Genomic DNA, 22,005 nt, shown 5'->3' on the forward strand with positions numbered 1-22,005 from the left:
GGGCGGCAGTTCATGTCACCGGCTTCCCCGCACAGTCGCGCCTTGTTGTTGCTGACGCTGGCCGCGTTCGTCAGCGCGGCTGCGATCCGCATATGCGACCCGGTGCTGCCCAGGCTGGCGGCGGACTTCGGCACCTCTACCGGCCAGGCGGCCGCCACGGTTACCGCTTTTGCCGTGGCCTATGGCGTGCTGCAGATGTTCTTCGGCCCGGTGGGCGACCGCTATGGCAAGTATCGCGTGGTGGCCGTGGCCACTTTTGCGTGCGCCATCGGAAGCGCAGGGGCCGTCTTTGCCTCGTCGCTGGACATGCTGGTGATATGCCGCGCGCTGTCGGGGGCGGCCGGAGCGGGCATCGTGCCGCTGGCGATGGCCTGGATAGGCGACAACGTGCCGTACGAGCATCGCCAGGCGACGTTGGCGCGATTTCTTACGGGCACGATCCTCGGCATGGCCGCCGGCCAGCTGCTGGGCGGCTGGTTTACCGACACGATAGGGTGGCGCTGGGCCTTCGCCGCGCTGGTAACCGGCTTTCTGGTGGTGGGCGTGCTGCTCTGCCGCGAGGCTGCGGCGCAGGCGCCGCACGTTGCCGCCGGCGCGGCGCCTCGTCAGGGCTTGCTGGCCCAGGCGCGCACGGTGCTCGGTGTGCCGTGGGCGCGGGTCGTGCTTGCCATTGTCTTTGTCGAGGCCTTGCTGGTTTTTGGCGCGCTGGCCTTTGTGCCGGCGTATCTGCATGCCCGCTTCGGGCTGCCGCTGGCCAGCGCCGGCGCGGTCGCCTCGGTATATGCGCTGGGGGGCCTGCTTTATACGGTGATTGCCGCGCCCGTATTGCGGCGCCTTGGTGAACGAGGCCTGGCGGTCGCCGGCGGCCTGTTATTGAGCGCGGCGTTCCTGGGCTACCTGCTGGGGCCGGGCTGGCCATGGGCGCTGACGGCCAGCGTGCTTGCGGGTCTGGGCTATTACTTCCTGCACGCCACGCTGCAGACCCATGCCACGCAGATGGTGCCCAGCGCACGCGGCACGGCGGTTGCCTGGTTCGCGTCGTCGCTGTTCATCGGCCAGGCCGTTGGTGTCGCTCTGGCCGGACTGGTGGTGGACACCGCGGGCGCCGCCAGCCTGTTCGGGGCCGCTGCCCTGTTGCTGCCCGTGGTGGGCGCGGGCTTCGCCTGGGCGTTGCGACGCCGCCAGTTGGCCGCGCCGCCGCCGGCCGGCTAAGGCCGGCGCGCATCCGTCCGCCGCGTTCGGCGGCGCAGCGCCGCTACGCCGCGGCCACCGCGTCCAGGCGCTGCAGCACGGTGTCTTTGCCGATCAGCGCCAGTACGGCATCCACTGCCGGTGTCTGCGTCTGACCGACCACGGCCACGCGCAACGGAATCGCCAGTTGCGGCATTTTCAGGCCGCGCTCGGCCAGCACCGTCTTGATCAGCGCCGAAATCGCATCCTTCGTCCAGTCGGCGCCACGCGCGCGTTGCGCAAAATCGGCCAGCGCCTCGCGCGCCGCCGGCGTCAGGTGCTGCTCGGCGAGTTCGGCAGGGGCAGGCTGGTACGGCTTGCAGAACAGCAGGGCGGCCTCGGCCAGCTGCTCGAGCGTTTCGGCGCGGTCTTTCAACAGAGCCACGGCTGCGGCCAGGTCCACCGCCGCCGGGTTGCCGCCGCGCCGCTGGATGCGCGGCGCCACGCGCGCCGCCAGTTCGGCGTCATCCATCTGCTTGATGTAGTGCGCATTGACCCAGTTCAGTTTTTTCGGGTCCCACTGCGAGGCCGATTTCGACAGATTGCGGGTATCGAACCATTGCACGAGCTGCTCGCGCGTAAACAGTTCGTCATTGCCGTGGCTCCAGCCCAGTCGCGCCAGGTAGTTCACCATGGCTTCGGGCAGATAGCCCTGCGCGTCGTATTCCATGACATTGACCGCGCCATGGCGCTTGGAAAGCTTCTCGCCATCCGGGCCCAGGATCATGGGCACGTGGCCGTATTCCGGCAGTTCGGCGCCCAGCGCGCGCAGGATGTTGATCTGGCGCGGCGTGTTGTTGACGTGGTCGTCGCCTCGCAGCACATGCGTGATGCCCATGTCCCAGTCATCGACCACAACGCAGAAGTTGTAGGTGGGCGTGCCGTCGGGCCGCGCGATGATCAGGTCGTCGAGCTCGGCGTTATCGAAGCTGATCGGGCCCTTGACCATGTCGTTCCAGCCCGTGGCGCCGTCTTGCGGGCTCTTGAACCGCACCACCGGCTGGCGGCCGGCCGGCACGGGCGGCAACGTCTTGCCCGGCTCGGGCCGCCAGGTGCCGTCGTAGCGGGGCTTGGCGCCCCGGGCGCGCGCCGCTTCCCGCATGGCTTCCACTTCTTCGGGCGAGCTATAGCAGTAATAGGCAGTGCCCTCGCGCAGCATCTGCGCGATGACCTCGCGGTAGCGGTCCATGCGCTGCATTTGATAAAACGGCCCTTCGTCGGGCTGCATGCCCAGCCAATCCATGCTGTCCAGAATGGCCTGCACCGCTTCCGGGGTGGAACGCTCGACGTCGGTATCTTCGATGCGCAGGACGAATACGCCGTTGTGGTGGCGGGCAAACGCCCAGGCGAACAGCGCCGTGCGCGCGCCGCCCAGGTGCAGAAAGCCTGTGGGCGACGGTGCGAAGCGGGTACGGATGGTGGCAGGGGTAGCAGTCATAGAGGCAGCAAAAAGCAGGGGGGCGGGCCGCGTACGGGTCGCGGGAAATGCACCGGCGCGGTCATGGCGGCCCGGTGCCCGTCTTGTTACGATGGCCGTATTTTAGATGACGGCCCCGATTCGCCCATGCTGCGACATGCGCTTGCCCCGTTGTTCGAGCCCCGATCGCTGCTGATCGTCGCCGACCGGCTGTTGCCGTTGGCCGACACATTGCCCGCGGCGCTGCGCGGACGCACCACTCGCATCGACGCGGAGGTCGGGGTGGCGCCCGAACTCCCGTCGGCCTGCGAAGGCCTGGCCGACGGCCAGCGGCCCGATCTGGCCATTGTGTGCGTGTCCCCCGCGGTGCTGCCCGAAACGCTGCGTCGCCTGGCGCCGTTGCGCCCCCACGCGGCCATCGTGCTGCCGCATGAACTGCCAGACCCCTACCCGGGCGGCACCCTGGCCCTTTGCCGCACCTGGGCCCAGGAAACCGGCTGCGCGCTGCTGGGGCCGCGCGCCTTCGGGGCGCAGCGTCCGCACGCCGGGCTGAATCTCAGCCAGCATCCCGCCCTGGCCCGCCCGGGCAGGGTGGCGCTGGTGGCGCAGTCGCGTTCCATCACCGCCGCGGTCATGGATTGGGCCGAAGACGTGCACATCGGGTTTTCCACCGCCGTGTCGTTGGGCGACGAAGCCGTGGTCGGCCTGGCGCAGGTGCTCGACTTCCTGGCCAGCGACCCGCGCACCGACAGCATCGTGCTGTACCTTGAAGAACCCGGCGCCACGCGCGAATTCATGAGCGCGCTACGGGCCGCGGCCAGTATCAAGCCCGTCATCGTGCTCAAGGCCGGGCGCGATGGCCCGCCGGGCAGCGACGCCACGCTCGACGCGGCACTGCGGCGCGCCGGCGCGGTGCGGGTGCGATATTTTGTGCAGCTGTTCTCTGCCGTAAAGGTGCTGGGCTACAAGCGCCGTCCGCGCGGGCGGCGCGTGGCGCTGCTTTCCAACGGCAGCGGCCCGCCGCAGCTTGCGTTGGATCTTATCGGGCCCGATGCGGCGGTGCTCAAGGCCGAACTGGCGCCCGCCACCCGGCGCGCGCTGGCCGGCCTGCTCGAACCCGACGCGGCTACCGACAATCCCGTCATCACCTATGTTCCGCTGACGCCCGAACGTGTTCGTGTGGCACTCGAATGTCTTATCGACGACAGCGGTGTCGACGGCGTGCTGGTGCTGCTGGCTCCCGATGCGCTGGCCGACATGCCGGCGGTGGCGCGCCAGCTGGCGGAGCTGACGCCCAAGGCCTCCAAGCCTGTGGTCAGCTGTTTCATGGGCGATGCCGGCATGCGACCTCTGCGCCGCATGCTTGACGATGCCGGCACGCCGGCGTTCCGCACGCCGGAGTCGGCCGCCGACGCCTTCGGCGTGCTGGCCACGCACTATTACAACCAGCAGTTGCTGCTGCAGACGCTGCCGCCCGAGCCCCCCAGCCGGCTGCCCGACATCGCCCGGGCGCGCGCCATCGTCGAACGCGCCCGCGCGCAGGGCCGCGTTGATCTGTCGGCCTCCGAATGCCGCAGTCTGCTTGACGCGTTCTACGTTCCCTTGCGTGACGTGCCGCCCGGCGTGCTGCCCGGCGGGCCCGAATCGCGGCCCATGGCGATCCGTGTGCGACGCGACCCCCGCTTCGGGCCGGTCATCCAGTTCGGCGCGGGCGGCCCCGACGCCGTGCTGGCCAGCGGCACCGACCGCGGCATGGACCTGCCGCCCCTCAACAGTTTCCTGGCCCGCCAGCTGATCGAGCGCAGCCGGGCGTGGCGCCGTGTGTTCGCCCCGAAGCTCACCGGTGCCGCGGCCGAGGCCGTGCAGCAGGCGCTGGTGCAGGTGTCCGAGCTGATTTCAGAACTGCCCGACGTAGAAACGCTCGACATCGATCCGCTGTACGCGGGCGAAACGCTGTTGCGCGCGGCAGAGCTGCGCGTCACGCTGTGCGCCCAGCCCGGCTGCGCCACGCCCCGGGCCAGCGGCTATCCGCACATGGCCATACACCCGTATCCGGCCCGGCTGGTGCGAGCCCGCCAGTTCGACGACGGCACCGAATGGGTGATCCGGCCCATTCGTCCCGAAGACGCCCAGAGCCTGCAGGAATTCATCCGGGGCCTGTCCGAACAGTCGCGATATATGCGGTTCGTGTCCATGATGCGCGAGCTCACGCCGCGCATGGTGGCGCGCTACACGCAGATCGACTACCACCGCGAACTGGCGCTGGTGGCCACGACCCAGGTGCCCAATCCGGCCAACCGCGGGCATCCGCGCGAAGTCATCATTGGTTTTGCGCACTACCTGCGCAACGCCGACGGGCGCGGCGCCGAATATGCCCTGGTCATCGGCGACGAATGGCAGCGCCGCCGGCTGGGCGGCCAATTGATGCAGGCCCTGATCGACGCCGCGCGCGAACAGGGCCTGGAATATATCGACGGGTTGGTGCTGGCCAATAACCGCCCCATGCTGACCCTTATGACGCGCCTGGGCTTTACCAACGACCCCGACCCGGAAGATCCCACCATGCGCCGGGTATGGCTGCCGCTGGCATCCGCGCAGACGGGCCGGGCCGGCGCCTGAGACGGCTGCTGAACGGCCGTCTCAGGCGCGCGGGAAGGGCGTCAGCCGGCGAGCACTTCCCGCAGGAACGCCGCGATATCCGCGATTTCCGGCGCGCACACCGAATGCGGCATGGGGTAGGTATGCCAGCGCACGTCGTGGCCCTGCGCCTGCAAGTGCGCAAGCGTCGCCTGGGCGCGCGGCAGCGCCACGACGGGGTCGAACGTGCCATGGGCCAGGAAGATCGGCGTGTCGGCATTGGCAGCGTGGCGCTCGGCCGCCGCAAGATCCAGCAGGGGCAGATAGCCCGACAGGCCGATCATGCCGGCCAGCTTTTCTTCCAGGCGCAGCCCGGTGTGCAGCGTCATTGCGCAGCCCTGCGAGAAGCCGGCCAGCACGATGCGCGACGTGGGAATGCCGCGCGCATTCTCGCGTGCGATCAACGCACGCACGGCGGCTTCCGAACGCCGGATGCCCGCTGCGTCTTCCTGGCGGACCAGGTCGGTGACCAGGATGTCGTACCACGACCGCATGGCCATGCCGCCGTTGATCGTCACGGGCTGTACAGGCGCGTGTGGAAAAACAAAACGCACCGCAGGGGCGGAACCCAGGCCCAGTTCGGGCACGATGGGCGCAAAGTCGTTGCCGTCGGCGCCCAGGCCGTGCAGCCAGATCACGGCATGCGTGGGATTGGGGGCGGTTTCGATCTCGATGCCGTCGAGCAGGGCGGATTGATCGCTCATAGGTATTCCAATCAATAAGAGAAGACGGGGCCGCACAAGCGCGGCGGGCCGGCGGGTCAGGCGGTCAGGGCCTTCAGGGCCTGGAACAGGGCACGGTAGTGCTTGCGCTGCGGTTCCTGGCCGGGCTGCAGATTGGCATTGTGCTGCGCTTCCTTGCGCGCCGCGCGGATGGTGGCCCGCAATTGTTGTACGTCGGCGCCGGGGTGGTCTTCGAGCAGCTTCGTCAGCGCCTCGTCGTCTTGCAGCAGGCGCTCGCGCAGGGTTTCCAGCCGGTGCATGGCGGCCGTTTCTTCGCGCGAGCCGTTCTGCCAGGTATCGAGTTGCGCGCGGATTTCTTCGGCCGGCGCGTCGCGCATCAGCTTGCCCACGAAGTGGGTCTGGCGGCGGCGGCCTTCGCGACTGGTCGTGCGTTGCGCCAGGCGGATGGCTTCGTACAGGCGTTCGGCCAGGGGCAACTGTTTCAACCTGTCGTCGGGCAGGTCTATCAGTTGCTTGCCCAGGTCGAGCAGGGCATGCATTTCGCGCTTGACCTGCGATTTGCTGGGGCGGTCGTAGCCGTTGTCGTCGAAGCCGGGTTCGGCCGGGTCAGGAATAGGGGAAGTCATGGGAACAGCGTAGACACAGACTTGGCTATGATAACCGTCTCTGTACACTGGACTGCAATGGTCAATTCTTCCTCCTCCTCACTGCCCCTGGCCGCCAACCACGCGCGCTTCAGCGAATTAATCGAACAGGTTCTTGCGCACGCGCGCCAGATCGGCGCCAGCGACGCCGCGGCCGAAGTTTCCGAAAGCCTTGGCCTTTCGGTCACGGCGCGCAAGAACGATATCGAAACCGTCGAGCAGACTCGCGACCGCTCCCTGGACCTCACCGTCTACGCCGGCAATAGCCGCGGTTCGGCCTCGACGTCCGACTTCTCCGATGCGGCGCTGCGCCAGACCGTCGAGGCAGCCTGGCACATCGCGCGCCACACGGCCGCCGATCCGGCCGCCGGGCTGCCGGACGCCGAGCACCTGGCCACCGACATTCCCGACCTGGCCTTGCACTATGCCTGGCCGGTCAGCACCGAGCAGGCGGCCGAGCTGGCGCTGCGCGCCGAGCGCGCTGCCCGCGCGGTCGATCCGCGCATCAGCAATACCGACGGCGCGACGGTCGGCACGTACGAAGGCCAATTCGTCATGGGCAATACGCGCGGCTTCCTGGGCGGCTACCCGTATTCGCGCCACAGCCTGTCCGTGGCGCCCATCGCCGGGCGCGGCAACAACATGCAGCGCGATTATTGGTACACGTCCGAGCGCGACCCGGCCCGCCTGGCGGCGCCCGAGGCCGTCGGCCGCTATGCCGCCGAGCGCACGCTGTCGCGCCTGTCGGCGCGGCGCATACGCACCGGCAAATTCCCGGTGCTGTTCGAGGCGCCCCTGGCGTTGGGCCTGCTGGGCGCGTTGACGCAGGCCGCCAGCGGCGGAGCCCTGTACCGCAAAGCCAGCTTCCTGGTCGACTCGCTGGGCAAACCCATTTTTGCCAGCCACATCGACGTGGCCGAAGACCCGCATGTACCAGGAGCCATGGGCAGTTCGCCGTTCGACGACGAAGGCGTGCGCACGCGGGCGCGCAGTGTTGTGTCGGGCGGCGTGCTGGAAGGCTATTTCCTGTCCAGCTATACCGCACGCAAGCTGGGCATGGTTACCACCGGCAACGCCGGCGGCTCGCACAACCTGACCCTTACATCGCGCCTGACCCGGCCCGACGATGATTTCGAGGCCATGCTGCGCAAGCTGGGCACGGGATTCCTGGTCACCGAGCTCATCGGGCAGGGCGTCAACTACGTCACGGGCGACTATTCCCGGGGCGCGTTCGGGTATTGGGTCGAAAACGGCAAAATCCAGCACGCGGTGCAAGAAGTCACCATTGCCGGCAATCTGGCCGACATGTTCCGCCAGATCGTGGCCGTAGGGGCGGACACCATCGCCCGCGGCACCAAGCGCACCGGCTCCATCCTGATCGAACAGATGTCGATCGCGGGCGCCTGACACGCGCCGCAGGGGGCGGGGCCCGCCCGGGGCCGCCCCGGCCCCCGCGCGGTCCGGGAATTTCCGCATCCCTGATTCGCGGAAACCCCGCATAGAGCCAATTTTTAACAGCGTGTAATATCTGCGGCGTATCGCATCTGCGGCGTATCGCCCGCGATATCCCATACCGAGTTGCCACCGAGGAGCCAACCCATATGCAACGTCGTTCCTTTCTGAAACATGCCGGCCTGGGCGCCGTGGCGGGTAGCGCCGCGGTTGCCGCACCGGTATTCGCGCAAGACGCGCCCACCCTGAACTGGCGCATGGCCTCCAGCTTTCCGCGCAGCCTGGATACGCTGTTCGGCACTGGCGAGATCTTCTGCAAGTTCGTGAACGAAGCCACGGCCGGCAAGTTCACCATTCGCCATTTCCCTGGCGGCGAAATCGTGCCTGCGCTGCAGGTGATGGATTCAGTCTCCAACAACACGATCGAATGCGGACACACGGTGTCCTATTACTACTACGGCAAAAGCCCGGCATTCTGCTTTGATGCGGCGGTGCCCTTCGGCCTGAACGCGCGCCAGATGAACGCCTGGATGTTCGACGGCGACGGCATGAAGCTGACGCGCGAAATGTTCGCGCCGCACAAGATCATCAACTTCCCGATGGGCAACACGGGCGTGCAGATGGGCGGCTGGTACCGCAAGGAAATCAAGTCCGTCGACGACCTGAAGGGCCTGAAAATGCGCACCGCGGGTTTCGCGGGCGAGGTGCTCTCGCGCCTGGGCGTGGTGCCGCAGCAGCTGGCGGGCGGCGACGTCTACCCGTCGCTGGAAAAAGGCACGCTCGACGCCGTGGAATTCGTCGGCCCGTACGACGATGAAAAGCTGGGCTTCAACAAGGTCGCCAAGTATTACTACTACCCGGGTTGGTGGGAGGGCGGTCCCCAGGTGTCGCTGTACCTGAACGAAGGCGCCTGGAACAGCCTGCCCAAGTCGTACCAGGCCATCGTCGAAGCCGCCAGCCGCGTGGCCCACGTGGCCATGACGTCGCGCTATGACGCCGTCAACCCCGGCGCGCTGCGCAAGCTGGTCGCCGCGGGCGCCGAACTGCGCCCGTTCCCGCGTTCGGTCATGGATGCGTCGTACGCGGCTGCTCAAACGGTGTACAAAGAGTTCTCTGACAAAGATCCGAAGTTCAAGGCGCTGTACGAGAACTACATGGGCTTTCGCGACAGCGTGGTGCCCTGGTTCCGGCTTGCCGAAGGCTCGTACGACCAGTACCTGGGCGTGGCGATGTCGGCCAACAAGTAAGTCTGGCTGCTGGCGGCCTGCCTGCGGGTGGGCCGCCCGGATGTCGGGGCGGGCTGCGGCTCGCCCCGATTTTTTTGTTCGCCGGGATCGGGTGCTCATATATCCAGGGCATCAGAGGGTGGCACGCTGTGAGTGCTTGCCGGGGCCGTCCTGGGGGTCTGGGCAGGCGGGGGCGGCGCGTTGGGCGGCGGGGCAGCCGGCATAGCCGGCCGAGGGCGCCTGCATGCGCCCGAGCCCGACGCACGTGCGCCGCCCCCGCCTGCCCAGACCACCCAGGACTACGGAGAAGCAGGCCGTGGCGTCTTGTCTTCAGACTCAATGGCCAGCGTGGCAGCCCCGGGACGCTGCCACTGCAACCTTCACGCGAGTGCAACGGCACCAATTTGCCCTTCTGTGAGCCAGGGCGTGCCGCAGTGGGGCCGGGCGAGTTGACCGGCGGGGCAGCCGGCGCAGCCGGCCGAGGGCGCCTGTATGCGCCCGAGCCCGACGGGCTTTGCCCGGCCCCACTGCGGCACGCCCTGGCGGCTGAAGAACTCAAATCGCAGTTTCCCGAGAGCGACTCAGCCCCCACAACCTGCCCAATACTTGCGCAATCGTGCTAGAATCATCAGCTTTCCCTTATTCCGGTTCGCGGCACGGGCGGGTAATAACGCTTAGGCCTGTGGCGGGTTCATTCCCAAAACACACCGAAACCAGGGAAAAATTCTTGCCTGGCTTTTCCGGCAAGAAAAATTTTCTACTTAGGAACCATCATGAAGACCTTTGTGGCCAAGCCGCATGAAGTCCAGCGTGACTGGTTTGTGATCGACGCCAAGGGCAAAGTCCTCGGTCGTGTGGCCAGCGAAGTCGCACGCCGCCTGCGTGGCAAGCACAAACCCGAATTCACGCCGCACGTTGACACCGGCGATTACATCGTCATCATCAACGCCGCTGAAATCGTCGTCACGGGTAACAAGGCGCAAGACAAGAAGTACTTCCGCCACACCACCTACCCGGGCGGTATCCGTGAAACGAACTTCGAGAAAATGCAGCAGCGTTTTCCCGGCCGCGCCATCCAGAAGGCTGTCAAGGGCATGCTGCCCAAGGGTCCGCTGGGCTACGCCATGATCAAGAAACTCAAGGTGTACGCCGGTGCCGAGCACCCGCACACCGCTCAGCAGCCCAAGCCGCTGGAATTCTAAGGAAACGCCATGATCGGTAACTGGAACTACGGAACCGGCCGTCGCAAAACCTCGGTGGCTCGTGTTTTCATCAAGAAAGGGTCGGGCAAGATCATCGTCAACGGCAAGCCCGTCGACGAATTCTTCGCTCGTGAAACCGGCCGCATGATCGTGCGTCAGCCGCTCGAACTCACCGGCCACCTGGAATCGTTCGACATCAAAGTCAACGTCCATGGTGGTGGTGTCACCGGCCAGGCCGGTGCCGTGCGTCACGGCATCACCCGCGCCCTGATCGACTACGACGCGGCGCTCAAGCCCGCGCTGTCGCAGGCTGGCTTCGTCACTCGCGACGCCCGTGAAGTCGAACGCAAGAAAGTCGGCTTCCGCAAGGCTCGTCGGCGCAAGCAGTTCAGCAAGCGCTAATGTCCTGCAAAAAGGCCGCGAAAGCGGCCTTTTTGTTTATGCGCCTGCTCATGCACCGGCCGTTGCATCTAGCCGCCGCGCGCTAGCGATACAATTGTTTTTCGTCTTACGGAAGCACTCACCATGGCCCAGGCATCGAATTCCCGTATCAAGGTCGGCATTGTCGGCGGCACCGGCTATACCGGCGTCGAACTGCTGCGCCTGCTGTCACAGCACCCCCACGTCGAACTCACCGCCATCACGTCGCGCAAAGAAGACGGCATGGCGGTGGCCGACATGTATCCCAATCTGCGCGGGCGCGTGAAGCTGGCTTTCTCTACGCCCGAAAAAGCCAGGCTTACCGATTGCGACGTGGTGTTCTTTGCCACGCCGCACGGCGTGGCCATGGCTCAAGCCCAGGAACTGCTCGCCGCCGGCACGCGCATCATCGACCTGGCCGCGGATTTCCGCCTGCAGGACACGGCCGCATTCGAGCGCTGGTACAAAATGCCGCACGCATGCCCCGATGTGCTGTCCGAGTCGGCCTATGGCCTGGTCGAGCTCAATCGCGACGCCGTGGCCAAGGCGCGCGTGGTGGGCAACCCCGGCTGCTACCCCACCACGGTGCTGCTGGGCCTGGCCCCGGTGCTCGAAAACGGCGCGCAGCTGGTAGATACGCAAACCCTCATCGCCGACTGCAAGTCCGGCGTGTCGGGCGCAGGGCGCAAAGCCGAAGTGGGTTCGCTGTTTTCAGAAGCCAGCGACAACTTCAAGGCCTATGGCGTCGCGGGCCACCGCCACCACCCCGAAATCACCGAGCAGCTCGAAAAGCTGGCGGGCGGCAAGGTGGGGCTGACGTTCGTGCCGCACCTGGTGCCCATGATACGCGGCATGTATTCGACGCTGTATGCGCGCATCCGTCCCGAAGCCATGGACACCGACTTCCAGGCCCTGTACGAAAAGCGCTACGCCGACGAACCCTTTGTCGACGTCATGCCTGCCGGCAGCCTGCCCGAAACGCGTTCCGTGCGGGCGTCCAACAACCTGCGCATCGCGCTGCACCGTCCGCAGGGCTCGGGCCTGCTGGTGGTGCTGGTGGTGCAGGACAACCTCGTCAAGGGCGCTTCGGGCCAGGCGGTGCAGAACATGAACCTGATGTTCGGCCTGCCTGAATCCGCCGGGCTCGAGCACGTTGCCATTCTGCCGTAATGCCGGCCGGTCCCGCTGCGCCACGCATCCGGCCCGCCAGTCGTAATGCAGCCCGCACCCGATCCCGCCGTCGCACAGCGTACGCAATCGGCCTGGCGCTGGCCGGCGTTGTTGTGCGTGCTGGTTATGGGGCTGGCGCTGGGCGCGGCGGCGGGTTGGTGGTACGCGGGCCAATCCGCGGCCTCGGACAACACCGTCGTGGTCACGTCCGCCCAGATGGCCGCGCACGAAGCCGCCTTGCGCCAGAGTCAGGCCGAAGTCCGTTTCCTGCGGGCCCAGCTTGATACAGCCGATGGCGAAATCGCCATCGAGCGCGCCGCGCGCCAAGAGCTCGAAGCCCAGTTGCGCGCCGCCACTACCGAGTTGGGCGCCGTGCGCGACCGGCTCGCCTTTTTTGAACAGTTGCTGCCGCCGGGGCCGGAGGGCGCGGTCGATATCCGAGGCGCCGAACTCCAGCGCGAAGGGCCCGGCCTGAAGTACCGGGTCCTGCTGATGCGCAGCGGCCGTGGCGACAGCCCTTTCATCGGCATGCTGCGCTTCCAGGCGGCGGGCGTGCTCAAGGGGGAAACGGTATCAGTAGACCTGGTTCCGATGCAGCTCAAGACCGATACGCCGGCCGACCCCGGCGCCGTGCCCGCATCGGGCGGCGGGCCGCTGGCGCTGCAATTCGACCAATACCAGCGCAGCGAAGGGGTGCTGGAAATCCCCGCGGGTTTTGTCCCCGAAACAGTGACAATCAGCGTGCTCGAGGGCAGCACCGTACGCGCCTCGCGCACGGTCAAGCTCGAATTTTGAGCCTCGCCCCGTCTGCGCTATAGTGAACACATAGATGGCGGCGCGTCCGCCTGCCTAATATACGGCCCCACGCGGCCAGGAGCTCTACCATGAATGCTGTCACCGAAACCGTCGACCTCCAGGCGCCTCCGTCGCCGCTGGTCTTCACCGATTCCGCCGCGGCCAAGGTCAAGGACCTGCTGCTCGAAGAAGGCAACCCCGAACTGAAATTGCGCGTGTTCGTGCAGGGCGGGGGCTGTTCGGGTTTCCAGTACGGCTTCACGTTCGATGAAGCCGTCAACGACGACGACACCGTGCTCGACAAGAACGGCGTGCAGTTGCTGGTCGACCCCATGAGCTTCCAGTATCTGGTCGGCGCCGAAATCGACTACAAAGAAGATCTCGAAGGCGCCCAGTTCGTCATCCGTAACCCCAACGCCAGCACCACCTGCGGCTGCGGATCTTCGTTCTCGGTGTAAGTCAGCCCCGCCAGGCTGCATGTAAGCCCCCGGCATGGGGGCTTTTTCATTTTGGCGCCGGCCTACGCCGGATACAGCGCGCCCAATACACGCGGCCCGCGCGCGCCGGTAACCTGCGGCACGCCGGCTGGCGTGCGGTCTAGAAAGGCTTGCGCCAACCATGCGAATGCCAGCGCTTCGACCCATTGGGCGGGAACGCCTTCGGCGTCGGTGGGCTTTACGGGCCTTTGCAGGCAAGCAGCCAGTTCGCGCATCAGCCCCGGGTTACGCGCGCCGCCTCCGCACACCAGCACGTCGACGGCGCCCGGGGCGGCCTGATGCAGGGCGTCGGCGACAGTCTGCGCAGTAAACCGCTGCAGGGTGGCCTGCACGTCGGCTGGCGCTGGGGCGGGGCCCCCATAGGTGCGCAGGCGCTCATCCAGCCATGCGGCGTTGAAAAGGTCGCGCCCGGTGGATTTGGGAGCAGGCAGTGCAAGCCAGGGCTCGCTGGCCAGCAGGTGGTCAAGCAAGTGTTGCAGGACACGTCCGCTGGCTGCCCACTGGCCCGCCTCGTCATAGGGCTGGCCGGTGTGGCGCTGGCACCAGAGGTCCAGCAGTACGTTGGCCGGGCCGGTGTCCAGGCCGCGCGGCGCCGCACCGGGCGATAGCAGTGTCAGGTTCGCGATACCGCCCAGGTTGAGCACGGCGCGTTCGTGGGCGGCCTGGAACATGGCCGCATGGAACGGTGGCACGAGCGGCGCGCCCTGGCCGCCGGCCGCCACGTCGCGGCTGCGGAAATCGGCCACTACGTCGATGCCGGTCAGTTCCGCCAGCAGGGCGGGGGCATTGAGCTGCAGGGTATAGCCCAGTTCGGGGCGATGGCGCACGGTCTGGCCGTGCGCGCCGATGGCGCTGACGGCGCTGGCGGGCTGACGGGCCTGCTGCAGCAGGGCCTGCACGGCATCGGCGTACAGCCTGGCCAATGCCTGAGCGGCCAGGGCGGCGCGGTGCAGTTCGTCGGCGCCGCTGCGGTTCAGCGCCAGCAGCTCATCGCGCAGCGGCCCCGGCATGGGCAGGGCCGCCGTGGCCAGCACTTCGGGCGCCTGTCCGGGTGCCAGGCGCACCAGCACGCCGTCGGCGCCGTCCATGCTGGTGCCCGACATCAGGCCAATGAAAAGGCGGCCAGCTACGGGCATATGCTGGCCGCCGGATTGCGTCATGGCTGGCGCTGCGCAGCCCTAGCGGCTGGCCACGTTGGTGGCGGCCTCGGGCAGTGTTTGCTGGAATTCCTTCAGCAACGCGATTTGCTGCTTGTAGGGCAGCACCGCCGTCTTGAATTTGGCGGCCTCGGCGGCTTCAAGCGGACGCGACACGGGCAAGTCGGCCGCCAGCGGGTTGACCGGCCGGTTGTCGATCCGGAATTCATAGTGCAGGTGCGGCCCGGTAGCCCATCCGGTAGACCCCACGTAACCGATCAGCTGGCCTTGCGAGACCTTCGAGCCCTTTTTGATGCCGGGCGCGATGCGGCTCTGGTGCGCGTAGACGGTGGAATACTTGCCGAAATGCTTGATGATGACGACGTTGCCGTAGCCGCGCTGCCAGCCGGAGAATTCCACCGTGCCGTCGGCCGTGGAATGGATGGGGGTGCCGGTGGGGGCGGCGTAGTCGACGCCTTTGTGGCCCATCCAGGTCTTGTGCACCGGATGCATGCGCATGCCGAAGGTCGAGCTGATGCGAGAGAACTTCAGTGCCGTGCGCAGGAAGGCGCCGCGCAGGCTGGCGCCCTCGAAATCGTAGTAGCTGCCGCTCTTGCCGTCGGGGCTGAACCAGACGGCGCTGTGCGTCTTGCCATTGTTGACGAATTCCAGGGCCAGGACACGCCCGGCGCCGGCATAACGGCCCTGGTGCGAGCGCACCTCGTAGACGACGCGGAACTGGTCGCCGCGGCGCAGGTCGCGCAGGAAGTCGATCTTGGAGCTGAGGATATCGGCCATCTGCATGGTGACCGAATCGGGGATGCCGGCCGCGTCGGTGGCGCCGAACAGCGACGAGCGGATGGTGCCTACGGCTACGCGCGTCTGGCTCTCGGTGCTGTCGCTGATTTCGCGGGCCGTGTAGGATGTGCTGGAAGGCGTGACCAGGAGCATCCTGGTCGTGACCTGCCCGTTGTTTTCTTCGCCGGGGGTGTGCACATAGCGCAGCCATACCAGCTTGCCTTCGGCATCGGTGGCAGCTTGCACCGAACGGCCGGGATACAGCTTATAGATGCTGCGGGCGTCGGGCGACTGGGTAAGAAAGCGCTGCAGCCCGGGCGCGTCGACCTCGAGCCGTTGCAGCACGGAAGCCAGCGTGTCGCCGGGGCGGATGCGGGTTTCGCTGATATACGGCGCCGCGCTGTCGGTGGCGCTGACGCTGACATCGGTGGGTTCCAGCGACAGCACGCTCTGGATCTGGCGCTGCGGGGGCAGTTCGGTGCGGTCGGGCTGTTGCACCATGCCCAGCGCGGCGGCACCGGCGAACAGGCCAATGGCGGTAACCAGAAGAGTGCGGCGGATCAGGCCGGGGCGGCGGGACGACGAGGACGCTGAACGGGGGGCGAACAGGGCGGCTATTCTATTGCGGGTGCCGGCCGGGCTGTCTGAGCCTCGATTCATCGTGCGGGACCTTTCAGATGGTACGTTGTGGACTCAGGATGCGGGCGCGGGATGCAGGCTGCCCCTGGCGTGCGTAACGGCACGCGGACGGGCTTGCGCCCCTGCGACGCATCGGGTGAACAACTGGTATGTAACGAAGACAGCTACTGTAACGGCGACAGTTGCGTATGATTAGGGCCGTATCCTAGCCGATTCGGATAGAATTTTCGACCGACTTTAGGCCTTTTTTGGCAGTTTTTACACCTTTTTTGCGCCGTCCGCCCCTGTTTCCCCTTGTTATGTCTCAATCCGAAGCCCCTATTACTCCTGAAGTCGAGGCCGACCTGCGTGTCGCCAAGCGCGGCTGCGACGAACTGCTGGTCGAGTCCGAATTCGCCCGCAAGCTGGCCAACAGCCGCGCCACGGGCGTGCCGCTGCGCATCAAGCTGGGGCTGGATCCCACCGCGCCCGACATCCACCTGGGGCACACCGTGGTGCTCAACAAAATGCGCCAGCTCCAGGACCTGGGGCATACCGTCATTTTCCTGATCGGCGATTTCACCTCGATGATCGGCGACCCCAGCGGGCGCAATTCCACCCGGCCGCCGCTCACGCGCGAGCAAATCGAAGAAAACGCCAAGACCTATTACGCCCAGGCCAGCCTGGTGCTGGATCCGGCGCGCACCGAGATCCGTTACAACTCCGAATGGAGCGACCCGCTGGGCGCCCGCGGGCTGATCCAGCTGGCTTCGCGCTACACCGTGGCGCGCATGATGGAACGCGAAGACTTCACCAAGCGGTTCAAGGGCGGCGTGCCCATCGCCGTGCACGAGTTCCTGTACCCCCTGATGCAGGGCTACGACTCGGTGGCGCTGAAGTCCGACCTCGAGCTGGGCGGCACCGACCAGAAATTCAACCTGCTCGTGGGGCGCGAGCTTCAGAAAGAATACGGCCAGGCGCCGCAATGCGTGCTGACCATGCCGCTGCTCGAAGGCACGGACGGCGTCGAGAAAATGTCCAAGTCCAAGGGCAATTACATCGGCATTTCCGAAACGCCCGAATCCATGTTCGGCAAGCTGATGTCGATTTCCGACACGCTGATGTGGCGGTATTACGAGCTGCTTTCCTTCCGTTCGCTTGAAGATATCGCCACGCTGAAGGCCGGTATCGATGCGGGGGCCAACCCGCGCGACGCCAAGGTGGCGCTGGCCCAGGAAATCGTGGCGCGCTTCCATTCGCCGCGCGCCGCCGAAGACGCGCTGGCGGCTTTCCAGGCGCGCTTTCGCGATGGCGCCATTCCCGAGAACATCCCCGAAATCAATATGGCCGGCGCGCCGCTCGGCATCCTCAAAGTGCTGCGCGAAGCGGGGCTGGCGGCCTCGGGCGCCGAAGCGCAGCGCAACGTCGAACAAGGCGGCGTACGCGTCAACGGCGACCGCGTTGAAGACAAATCGTTGCAATTACAGGCGGGCACCTACGTGCTCCAGGTGGGCAAGCGCAAGTTCGCTCGTGTTAACTTGGCAGGGTAGGAAGCGCCTACGTTTTCGCAGGAGCACGACATGAAACTATCGAGTCTGTCTTTTTCCGATAACGAATCGATTCCCGATCGCTACGCTTTCGGCAAGATCGACCCGCAGTCGCACGTCGCACTGGCGGAAAACTTCAATCCGCAGTTTTCCTGGGACGACGTACCCGAGGGCACCCAGTCGTTCGCCCTGATCTGCCACGATCCCGACGTGCCGTCCAAGCCCGACGACGTCAACCAGGAAGGCCGCGCCGTGCCGGCCGATCTGCCGCGCGTCGACTTCTTTCATTGGGTGCTCATCGACCTGCCGGCCGACCGTCGCGAAATCGAAGAGGGCTTTTTTTCCAATGGCATCACGCCGCGGGGCAAGGGCGGGCCGCTGGCGCCCGGCGATGCGCGCCAGGGCATCAACGACTACACCACCTGGTTCGCCGCCGACCGCGACATGAGCGGCGACTACTTCGGCTACGACGGGCCTTGCCCGCCCTGGAACGACGAACTGCCGCACCGGTACGTATTCACTCTTTATGCCCTGGACGTGCCGCGCCTGGACGTGCAAGGCAACTTCAACGGCCACGATGTGCTCAAGGCCATGCAGGGCCATGTGCTGGCCCAGGCAAGTCTTACCGGCATCTACACCCTCAACCCCGATCTCGCCCCCAAGCAGATCGGCAGCACCTCGGCCTGACCCGCCATCCGCCGGGTGTCAGGCTCCGAAGGCGCCTGACATCGCCCGCGCACGGCAGCCGGCGCCAGTAGGTGTCTGGCACCCTGTCGGGAGCCAGACACCGGTGTTGCTACCACTGCAATACCCTGGCTTGCTGTGCGAATTCCAGGTGTCAGGCTCCGACGGCGCCTGACATCGCCCGCGCGCACAGCAGTCGGCGCCAGTAGGTGTCTGGCACCCTGTCGGGAGCCAGACACCGGTGTTGCTACCGCTGCAATATCCTGGCTTGCTGTGCGAGTTCCAGGTGTCAGGCTCCGACGGCGCCCGGCATCGTCCGCGCACAGCAGCCGGCGTCAGTAGATGTCTGGCACCCTGTCGGGAGCCAGACACCGGTGTTGCCACCACTGCAATACCCTGGCTTGCTGTGCGAGTTCCGGGTGTCAGGCTCCGACGGCGCCCGGCATCGCCCGCGCACGGCAGCCGGCGTCAGTAGATGTCTGGCACCCTGTCGGGAGCCAGACACCGGTGTTGCCACCACTGCAATACCCTGGCTTGCTGTGCGAGTTCCAGGTGTCAGGCTCCGAAGGCGCCTGACACCGCCCGCGCACCGCAGCCGGCGTCAGTAGGTGTCTGGCACCCTGTCGGGAGCCAGACACCTGTGTTGCTACCACTGCAATACCCTGGCTTGCTGTGCGAATTCCAGGTGTCAGGCTCCGAAGGTGCCTGACACCCCGTGCCCGGCAAAATGAATCTTTCTCACGCTGACTTGAGCCTGCTTGCAGAGTAGCAGGCAGATACGCGCCTTTTGAGCGGCCAAGGGCGATTTTCGATTGATTTTCGGCGTCATGGCGCGGGATGCGGGGCGCTGGCGCGGTAAACTACTGCCCATTCCTCATCCCCGCTTTCCGTCTTTTACGTTCCAGGAACTCCCCGTCATGTTCGACCGCAAACTCACCCTGTCCCAGGTGGACCCCGAAGTCTGGGCCGCCATCCAGAAAGAAGAAGTGCGCCAGGAACAGCATATCGAGCTGATCGCTTCCGAAAACTACGCCAGCCCCGCGGTCATGGCGGCCCAGGGCACCCAGCTGACCAACAAGTATGCCGAAGGCTATCCCGGCAAGCGCTACTACGGCGGCTGCGAATACGTCGACGTGGTCGAGCAACTGGCCATCGACCGCCTGAGGCAGCTGTTTGGCGCCGAAGCCGCCAACGTGCAGCCCAATTCGGGTTCGCAGGCCAATCAGGGCGTATACATGGCTGTGCTGAAGCCGGGCGATACCGTGCTGGGCATGAGCCTGGCCGAAGGCGGCCACCTGACCCACGGCGCCTCGGTCAACGCATCCGGCAAACTTTACAACTTCGTTTCGTACGGCCTGGACGCCAACGAAGTGCTGGACTACGCCCAAGTCGAGCAACTGGCCCGGGAACACAAGCCCAAGCTCATCGTGGCGGGCGCGTCGGCGTACGCGCTGCATATCGATTTTGAACGCCTGGCGCGCATCGCGCACGACAACGGCGCGCTGCTGATGGTAGACATCGCGCACTACGCGGGCCTGGTGGCGGGCGGCGCCTACCCCAACCCGGTGCCCCATGCCGATTTCGTCACGTCTACCACGCACAAGTCGCTGCGCGGCCCGCGCGGCGGGGTCATCATGATGAAGTCCGAATACGAGAAGATCATCAATTCGGCCATCTTCCCCGGGATCCAGGGCGGCCCGCTGATGCATGTCATCGCCGCCAAGGCCGTGGCCTTCCAGGAAGCCCTGTCGCCCGAGTTCAAGCAGTACGCCCAGCAGGTGGTCAAGAACGCCAAGGTGCTGGCCGACACGCTGGTCAAGCGCGGGCTGCGCATCGTGTCGGGCCGCACCGAAAGCCACGTGATGCTGGTCGACCTGCGCCCCAAGGGCATTACCGGCAAGGAAGCCGAGGCGGTGCTGGGCCAGGCGCACATCACGGTCAACAAGAACGCCATCCCCAACGACCCCGAAAAGCCCTTCGTGACCAGCGGTATCCGGCTGGGCACCCCGGCCATGACCACCCGCGGCTTCACGGAAGCCGAGGCCGAGCTCACCGCCAACCTGATCGCCGACGTGCTGGACAACCCGCGCGACGAGGCCAACATCGCGGCCGTGCGCGCCCGGGTCAACGAACTGACAGCCAGCCTGCCGGTGTACGGCGGCTGATCGTCGGCAGGGCGGCGGCCCGGGTGCCGCCGACTGGCGTATATGCATTTCGCGCCGGCCCTTTTGGGCCGGCGTCGTTACAATACGCCAACTATTTCAGTGGGGGCCGGCAATATGAAATGCCCATTCTGCGGCAACGCCGACACACAGGTGGTAGACAGCCGGGTGTCCGAAGAAGGCGATACCATACGGCGTCGCCGCCGCTGCCTGTCCTGTGACAAGCGCTTTACCACGTACGAACGCATCGAACTGGCCATGCCTTCGGTGGTCAAGCGCAACGGCAGCCGAAGCGACTACGACACGGCCAAGCTGCGGGCCAGCCTGTCGCTGGCCTTGCGCAAGCGCCCCGTCAGCACCGAGCAGGTCGACAACGTCGTTGCCCGCATCGAAGAAACCCTGCTGGCCAGCGGCCTGCGCGAAGTGCCTACCGAGCGCATCGGCGAACTTGTCATGGCCGAACTCAAGAAGCTCGACAAGGTGGCATATGTGCGATTCGCCTCGGTGTACAAGAACTTCGAAGACATAGGCGAATTCGTCGATGCCATCCGCGAAATGCAGGGCCCCATGCTGCCGGGCAAGCTGCGCGGAAATAATCAGGCAGGGCGGCGCTAGCGCCTTATCGGCCTGCACATCATGACGGCCGCGCCGCGCAAGGATGCCATGACGGGCGCGCCCGCAGGCAGCCTGCGCCGCGGGCCGGGTCCGGCGGATTTCCCCACGTTTGAATCGACCGACTTCGCGGGCGTGGGGTCGTTCTATTTCGACCTGGCCAGGCTGCAGGAAAGGCCCGAGATCCCGCGGGGATTTCCGCACCGGCACGCCTACTACCACATCCTTTGGATGACACGTGCCCAAGGCACGCATATGGTTGATTTTGAGCACCTGGACGTGCGGGATCGATCGGTGTTTTTTCTGGGGCCGGGCCAGTTGCACGCGTGGAGTTCGTCCGTGCCTCCGGCAGGCTATGTGCTGAATATCAGCACCGCGTTTTTTACGCATATGTTCCCGCGCGCCGATGACATCGCCAAGTTTCCGTTCTTTCATCCGGCCGGGGGGCAGCCGGTGCTGTACCTGAGCCCCCCGCAGCATGACGACATGGCGCCTTTGCTGCAGGCCATGGAGCAGGAAATGCAGACGCGCCAGGCGGGATACTACGACGTCGTGCGCTCTTACCTGCTTATCCTGCTGACGCGGCTGCGACGCCTGTATGCCCTGGACGATCATGCGCTGCGGGCGGGGCGTAGCTATCCCCTGGCCAGGCGGTTTGCGTTGCTGGTCGAAGAACACTACCTGGACCTGCGCAGCATCTGCGACTACGCAGATGCACTGGCGGTCAGCGAGCGACAGTTGAACGACGCCGTCAAACGAACCACGGGCCGAACCGCCAGTCGTGTAGTGCACGAACGTCTGGTGCTGGAGGCCAAGCGCTTGCTGGCCAACACCGAGCTGGGCATCGCCGAGATCGCCTTCCAGCTCAATTTCGAAGACCCGGCGTATTTCGCCCGTTTCTTCAAGAAGCATACGGCGCTCACGCCGGGGCAGTTCCGCGCTGATACCCGCGACTTGCGGGCCTGAGCGACGGAAAAGTGCAACTCAAGCTCTGATTCGTCCTAACGGTATCGGGCCGTTCCTGCATAAAGTGTGCAGCACGCGAGAGGCTGCGGCCGCATCCGGCAACCGGCAT

The 22,005-nt window shown here is 66.1% G+C and carries 19 protein-coding genes; 14 read left to right on the plus strand and 5 right to left on the minus strand.

Annotated elements, in window-relative coordinates; all coding sequences use genetic code 11:
- Positions 1–12: 12 nt before the first annotated feature.
- Positions 13–1,212 (plus strand): MFS transporter, encoded by a 1,200-nt coding sequence (locus CAL18_RS01415; protein ID WP_094817197.1) that lies wholly within the window; start codon positions 13–15, stop codon positions 1,210–1,212.
- A 43-nt stretch (positions 1,213–1,255) separates the two neighbouring features.
- Here the strand turns inward: CAL18_RS01415 and gltX are convergent, their stop codons facing one another.
- Positions 1,256–2,668: a glutamate--tRNA ligase gene (gene gltX / locus CAL18_RS01420; protein WP_170940266.1), complete on the minus strand. Its 1,413-nt coding sequence runs from the start codon at positions 2,666–2,668 to the stop codon at positions 1,256–1,258.
- Between the two features lie 126 nt (positions 2,669–2,794).
- Between gltX and CAL18_RS01425 the strand changes: the two genes are divergently transcribed.
- Positions 2,795–5,266, plus strand: a complete 2,472-nt coding sequence (locus CAL18_RS01425) for a GNAT family N-acetyltransferase (protein ID WP_094817198.1) — start codon at positions 2,795–2,797, stop codon at positions 5,264–5,266.
- Positions 5,267–5,307: 41 nt separating this feature from the next.
- Here the strand turns inward: CAL18_RS01425 and CAL18_RS01430 are convergent, their stop codons facing one another.
- Positions 5,308–5,988, minus strand: a complete 681-nt coding sequence (locus CAL18_RS01430; RefSeq protein ID WP_026640696.1) for an alpha/beta hydrolase — start codon at positions 5,986–5,988, stop codon at positions 5,308–5,310.
- Between the two features lie 56 nt (positions 5,989–6,044).
- Positions 6,045–6,593 (minus strand): ribosome biogenesis factor YjgA, encoded by a 549-nt coding sequence (gene yjgA, locus CAL18_RS01435; protein ID WP_094795837.1) that lies wholly within the window; start codon positions 6,591–6,593, stop codon positions 6,045–6,047.
- A 57-nt stretch (positions 6,594–6,650) separates the two neighbouring features.
- Between yjgA and pmbA the strand changes: the two genes are divergently transcribed.
- From pmbA to erpA, 7 genes are all read left to right on the plus strand, one after another.
- The gene (gene pmbA / locus CAL18_RS01440) at positions 6,651–8,018 is read left to right on the plus strand and encodes a metalloprotease PmbA (RefSeq protein WP_094817199.1); all 1,368 of its coding nucleotides are present in this window, start codon (positions 6,651–6,653) and stop codon (positions 8,016–8,018) included.
- Between the two features lie 194 nt (positions 8,019–8,212).
- Entirely contained in the window at positions 8,213–9,310 is a 1,098-nt protein-coding gene (locus CAL18_RS01445; protein ID WP_026640699.1) for a TRAP transporter substrate-binding protein, read from the plus strand.
- 752 nt (positions 9,311–10,062) lie between these two features.
- Entirely contained in the window at positions 10,063–10,491 is a 429-nt protein-coding gene (rplM, locus tag CAL18_RS01450) for a 50S ribosomal protein L13 (protein WP_026640700.1), read from the plus strand.
- Between the two features lie 9 nt (positions 10,492–10,500).
- Positions 10,501–10,893 (plus strand): 30S ribosomal protein S9, encoded by a 393-nt coding sequence (rpsI, locus tag CAL18_RS01455; protein ID WP_026640701.1) that lies wholly within the window; start codon positions 10,501–10,503, stop codon positions 10,891–10,893.
- A gap of 123 nt (positions 10,894–11,016) precedes the next feature.
- The gene (gene argC, locus CAL18_RS01460) at positions 11,017–12,081 is read left to right on the plus strand and encodes an N-acetyl-gamma-glutamyl-phosphate reductase (protein ID WP_026640702.1); all 1,065 of its coding nucleotides are present in this window, start codon (positions 11,017–11,019) and stop codon (positions 12,079–12,081) included.
- Positions 12,082–12,126: 45 nt separating this feature from the next.
- Entirely contained in the window at positions 12,127–12,876 is a 750-nt protein-coding gene (locus CAL18_RS01465; RefSeq protein WP_094795840.1) for a DUF6776 family protein, read from the plus strand.
- Between the two features lie 89 nt (positions 12,877–12,965).
- Complete coding sequence (gene erpA, locus CAL18_RS01470) at positions 12,966–13,334, plus strand: iron-sulfur cluster insertion protein ErpA (protein WP_026640704.1); 369 nt, start codon at positions 12,966–12,968, stop codon at positions 13,332–13,334.
- Between the two features lie 62 nt (positions 13,335–13,396).
- On the opposite strand, the gene CAL18_RS01475 is transcribed toward erpA, so the two are convergent.
- Entirely contained in the window at positions 13,397–14,533 is a 1,137-nt protein-coding gene (locus tag CAL18_RS01475) for an anhydro-N-acetylmuramic acid kinase (RefSeq protein ID WP_094817200.1), read from the minus strand.
- A gap of 18 nt (positions 14,534–14,551) precedes the next feature.
- Positions 14,552–15,967, minus strand: coding sequence for a M23 family metallopeptidase (locus CAL18_RS01480; RefSeq protein ID WP_094795842.1), 1,416 nt, complete (start codon positions 15,965–15,967; stop codon positions 14,552–14,554).
- 278 nt (positions 15,968–16,245) lie between these two features.
- Between CAL18_RS01480 and tyrS the strand changes: the two genes are divergently transcribed.
- The 5 genes from tyrS (at position 16,246) to CAL18_RS01505 (ending at position 21,896) form a co-directional block, all read left to right on the plus strand.
- Entirely contained in the window at positions 16,246–17,475 is a 1,230-nt protein-coding gene (tyrS, locus tag CAL18_RS01485; RefSeq protein ID WP_094817201.1) for a tyrosine--tRNA ligase, read from the plus strand.
- 30 nt (positions 17,476–17,505) lie between these two features.
- Entirely contained in the window at positions 17,506–18,159 is a 654-nt protein-coding gene (locus CAL18_RS01490) for a YbhB/YbcL family Raf kinase inhibitor-like protein (protein ID WP_094817202.1), read from the plus strand.
- A gap of 914 nt (positions 18,160–19,073) precedes the next feature.
- Positions 19,074–20,321 (plus strand): serine hydroxymethyltransferase, encoded by a 1,248-nt coding sequence (gene glyA / locus CAL18_RS01495; protein ID WP_094817234.1) that lies wholly within the window; start codon positions 19,074–19,076, stop codon positions 20,319–20,321.
- A 114-nt stretch (positions 20,322–20,435) separates the two neighbouring features.
- Complete coding sequence (nrdR, locus tag CAL18_RS01500; RefSeq protein ID WP_026639348.1) at positions 20,436–20,933, plus strand: transcriptional regulator NrdR; 498 nt, start codon at positions 20,436–20,438, stop codon at positions 20,931–20,933.
- Positions 20,934–20,954: 21 nt separating this feature from the next.
- Entirely contained in the window at positions 20,955–21,896 is a 942-nt protein-coding gene (locus CAL18_RS01505) for a helix-turn-helix domain-containing protein (RefSeq protein WP_249278365.1), read from the plus strand.
- Positions 21,897–22,005: the final 109 nt, after the last annotated feature.

This window comes from Bordetella genomosp. 7 (assembly GCF_002261415.1).
In the GTDB taxonomy this organism is placed as follows: Bacteria; Pseudomonadota; Gammaproteobacteria; order Burkholderiales; family Burkholderiaceae_B; genus Bordetella_A.

Bases quoted from the DNA above. Each gene is read 5' to 3' on its own strand.
- CAL18_RS01415 (WP_094817197.1), top strand. From the start codon at position 13: ATGTCACCGGCTTCCCCGCACAGTCGCGCCTTGTTGTTGCTGACGCTG.
- gltX (WP_170940266.1), bottom strand. From the start codon at position 2,668: ATGACTGCTACCCCTGCCACCATCCGTACCCGCTTCGCACCGTCGCCC.
- CAL18_RS01425 (WP_094817198.1), top strand. From the start codon at position 2,795: ATGCTGCGACATGCGCTTGCCCCGTTGTTCGAGCCCCGATCGCTGCTG.
- CAL18_RS01430 (WP_026640696.1), bottom strand. From the start codon at position 5,988: ATGAGCGATCAATCCGCCCTGCTCGACGGCATCGAGATCGAAACCGCC.
- yjgA (WP_094795837.1), bottom strand. From the start codon at position 6,593: ATGACTTCCCCTATTCCTGACCCGGCCGAACCCGGCTTCGACGACAAC.
- pmbA (WP_094817199.1), top strand. From the start codon at position 6,651: ATGGTCAATTCTTCCTCCTCCTCACTGCCCCTGGCCGCCAACCACGCG.
- CAL18_RS01445 (WP_026640699.1), top strand. From the start codon at position 8,213: ATGCAACGTCGTTCCTTTCTGAAACATGCCGGCCTGGGCGCCGTGGCG.
- rplM (WP_026640700.1), top strand. From the start codon at position 10,063: ATGAAGACCTTTGTGGCCAAGCCGCATGAAGTCCAGCGTGACTGGTTT.
- rpsI (WP_026640701.1), top strand. From the start codon at position 10,501: ATGATCGGTAACTGGAACTACGGAACCGGCCGTCGCAAAACCTCGGTG.
- argC (WP_026640702.1), top strand. From the start codon at position 11,017: ATGGCCCAGGCATCGAATTCCCGTATCAAGGTCGGCATTGTCGGCGGC.
- CAL18_RS01465 (WP_094795840.1), top strand. From the start codon at position 12,127: ATGCAGCCCGCACCCGATCCCGCCGTCGCACAGCGTACGCAATCGGCC.
- erpA (WP_026640704.1), top strand. From the start codon at position 12,966: ATGAATGCTGTCACCGAAACCGTCGACCTCCAGGCGCCTCCGTCGCCG.
- CAL18_RS01475 (WP_094817200.1), bottom strand. From the start codon at position 14,533: ATGACGCAATCCGGCGGCCAGCATATGCCCGTAGCTGGCCGCCTTTTC.
- CAL18_RS01480 (WP_094795842.1), bottom strand. From the start codon at position 15,967: ATGAATCGAGGCTCAGACAGCCCGGCCGGCACCCGCAATAGAATAGCC.
- tyrS (WP_094817201.1), top strand. From the start codon at position 16,246: ATGTCTCAATCCGAAGCCCCTATTACTCCTGAAGTCGAGGCCGACCTG.
- CAL18_RS01490 (WP_094817202.1), top strand. From the start codon at position 17,506: ATGAAACTATCGAGTCTGTCTTTTTCCGATAACGAATCGATTCCCGAT.
- glyA (WP_094817234.1), top strand. From the start codon at position 19,074: ATGTTCGACCGCAAACTCACCCTGTCCCAGGTGGACCCCGAAGTCTGG.
- nrdR (WP_026639348.1), top strand. From the start codon at position 20,436: ATGAAATGCCCATTCTGCGGCAACGCCGACACACAGGTGGTAGACAGC.
- CAL18_RS01505 (WP_249278365.1), top strand. From the start codon at position 20,955: ATGACGGCCGCGCCGCGCAAGGATGCCATGACGGGCGCGCCCGCAGGC.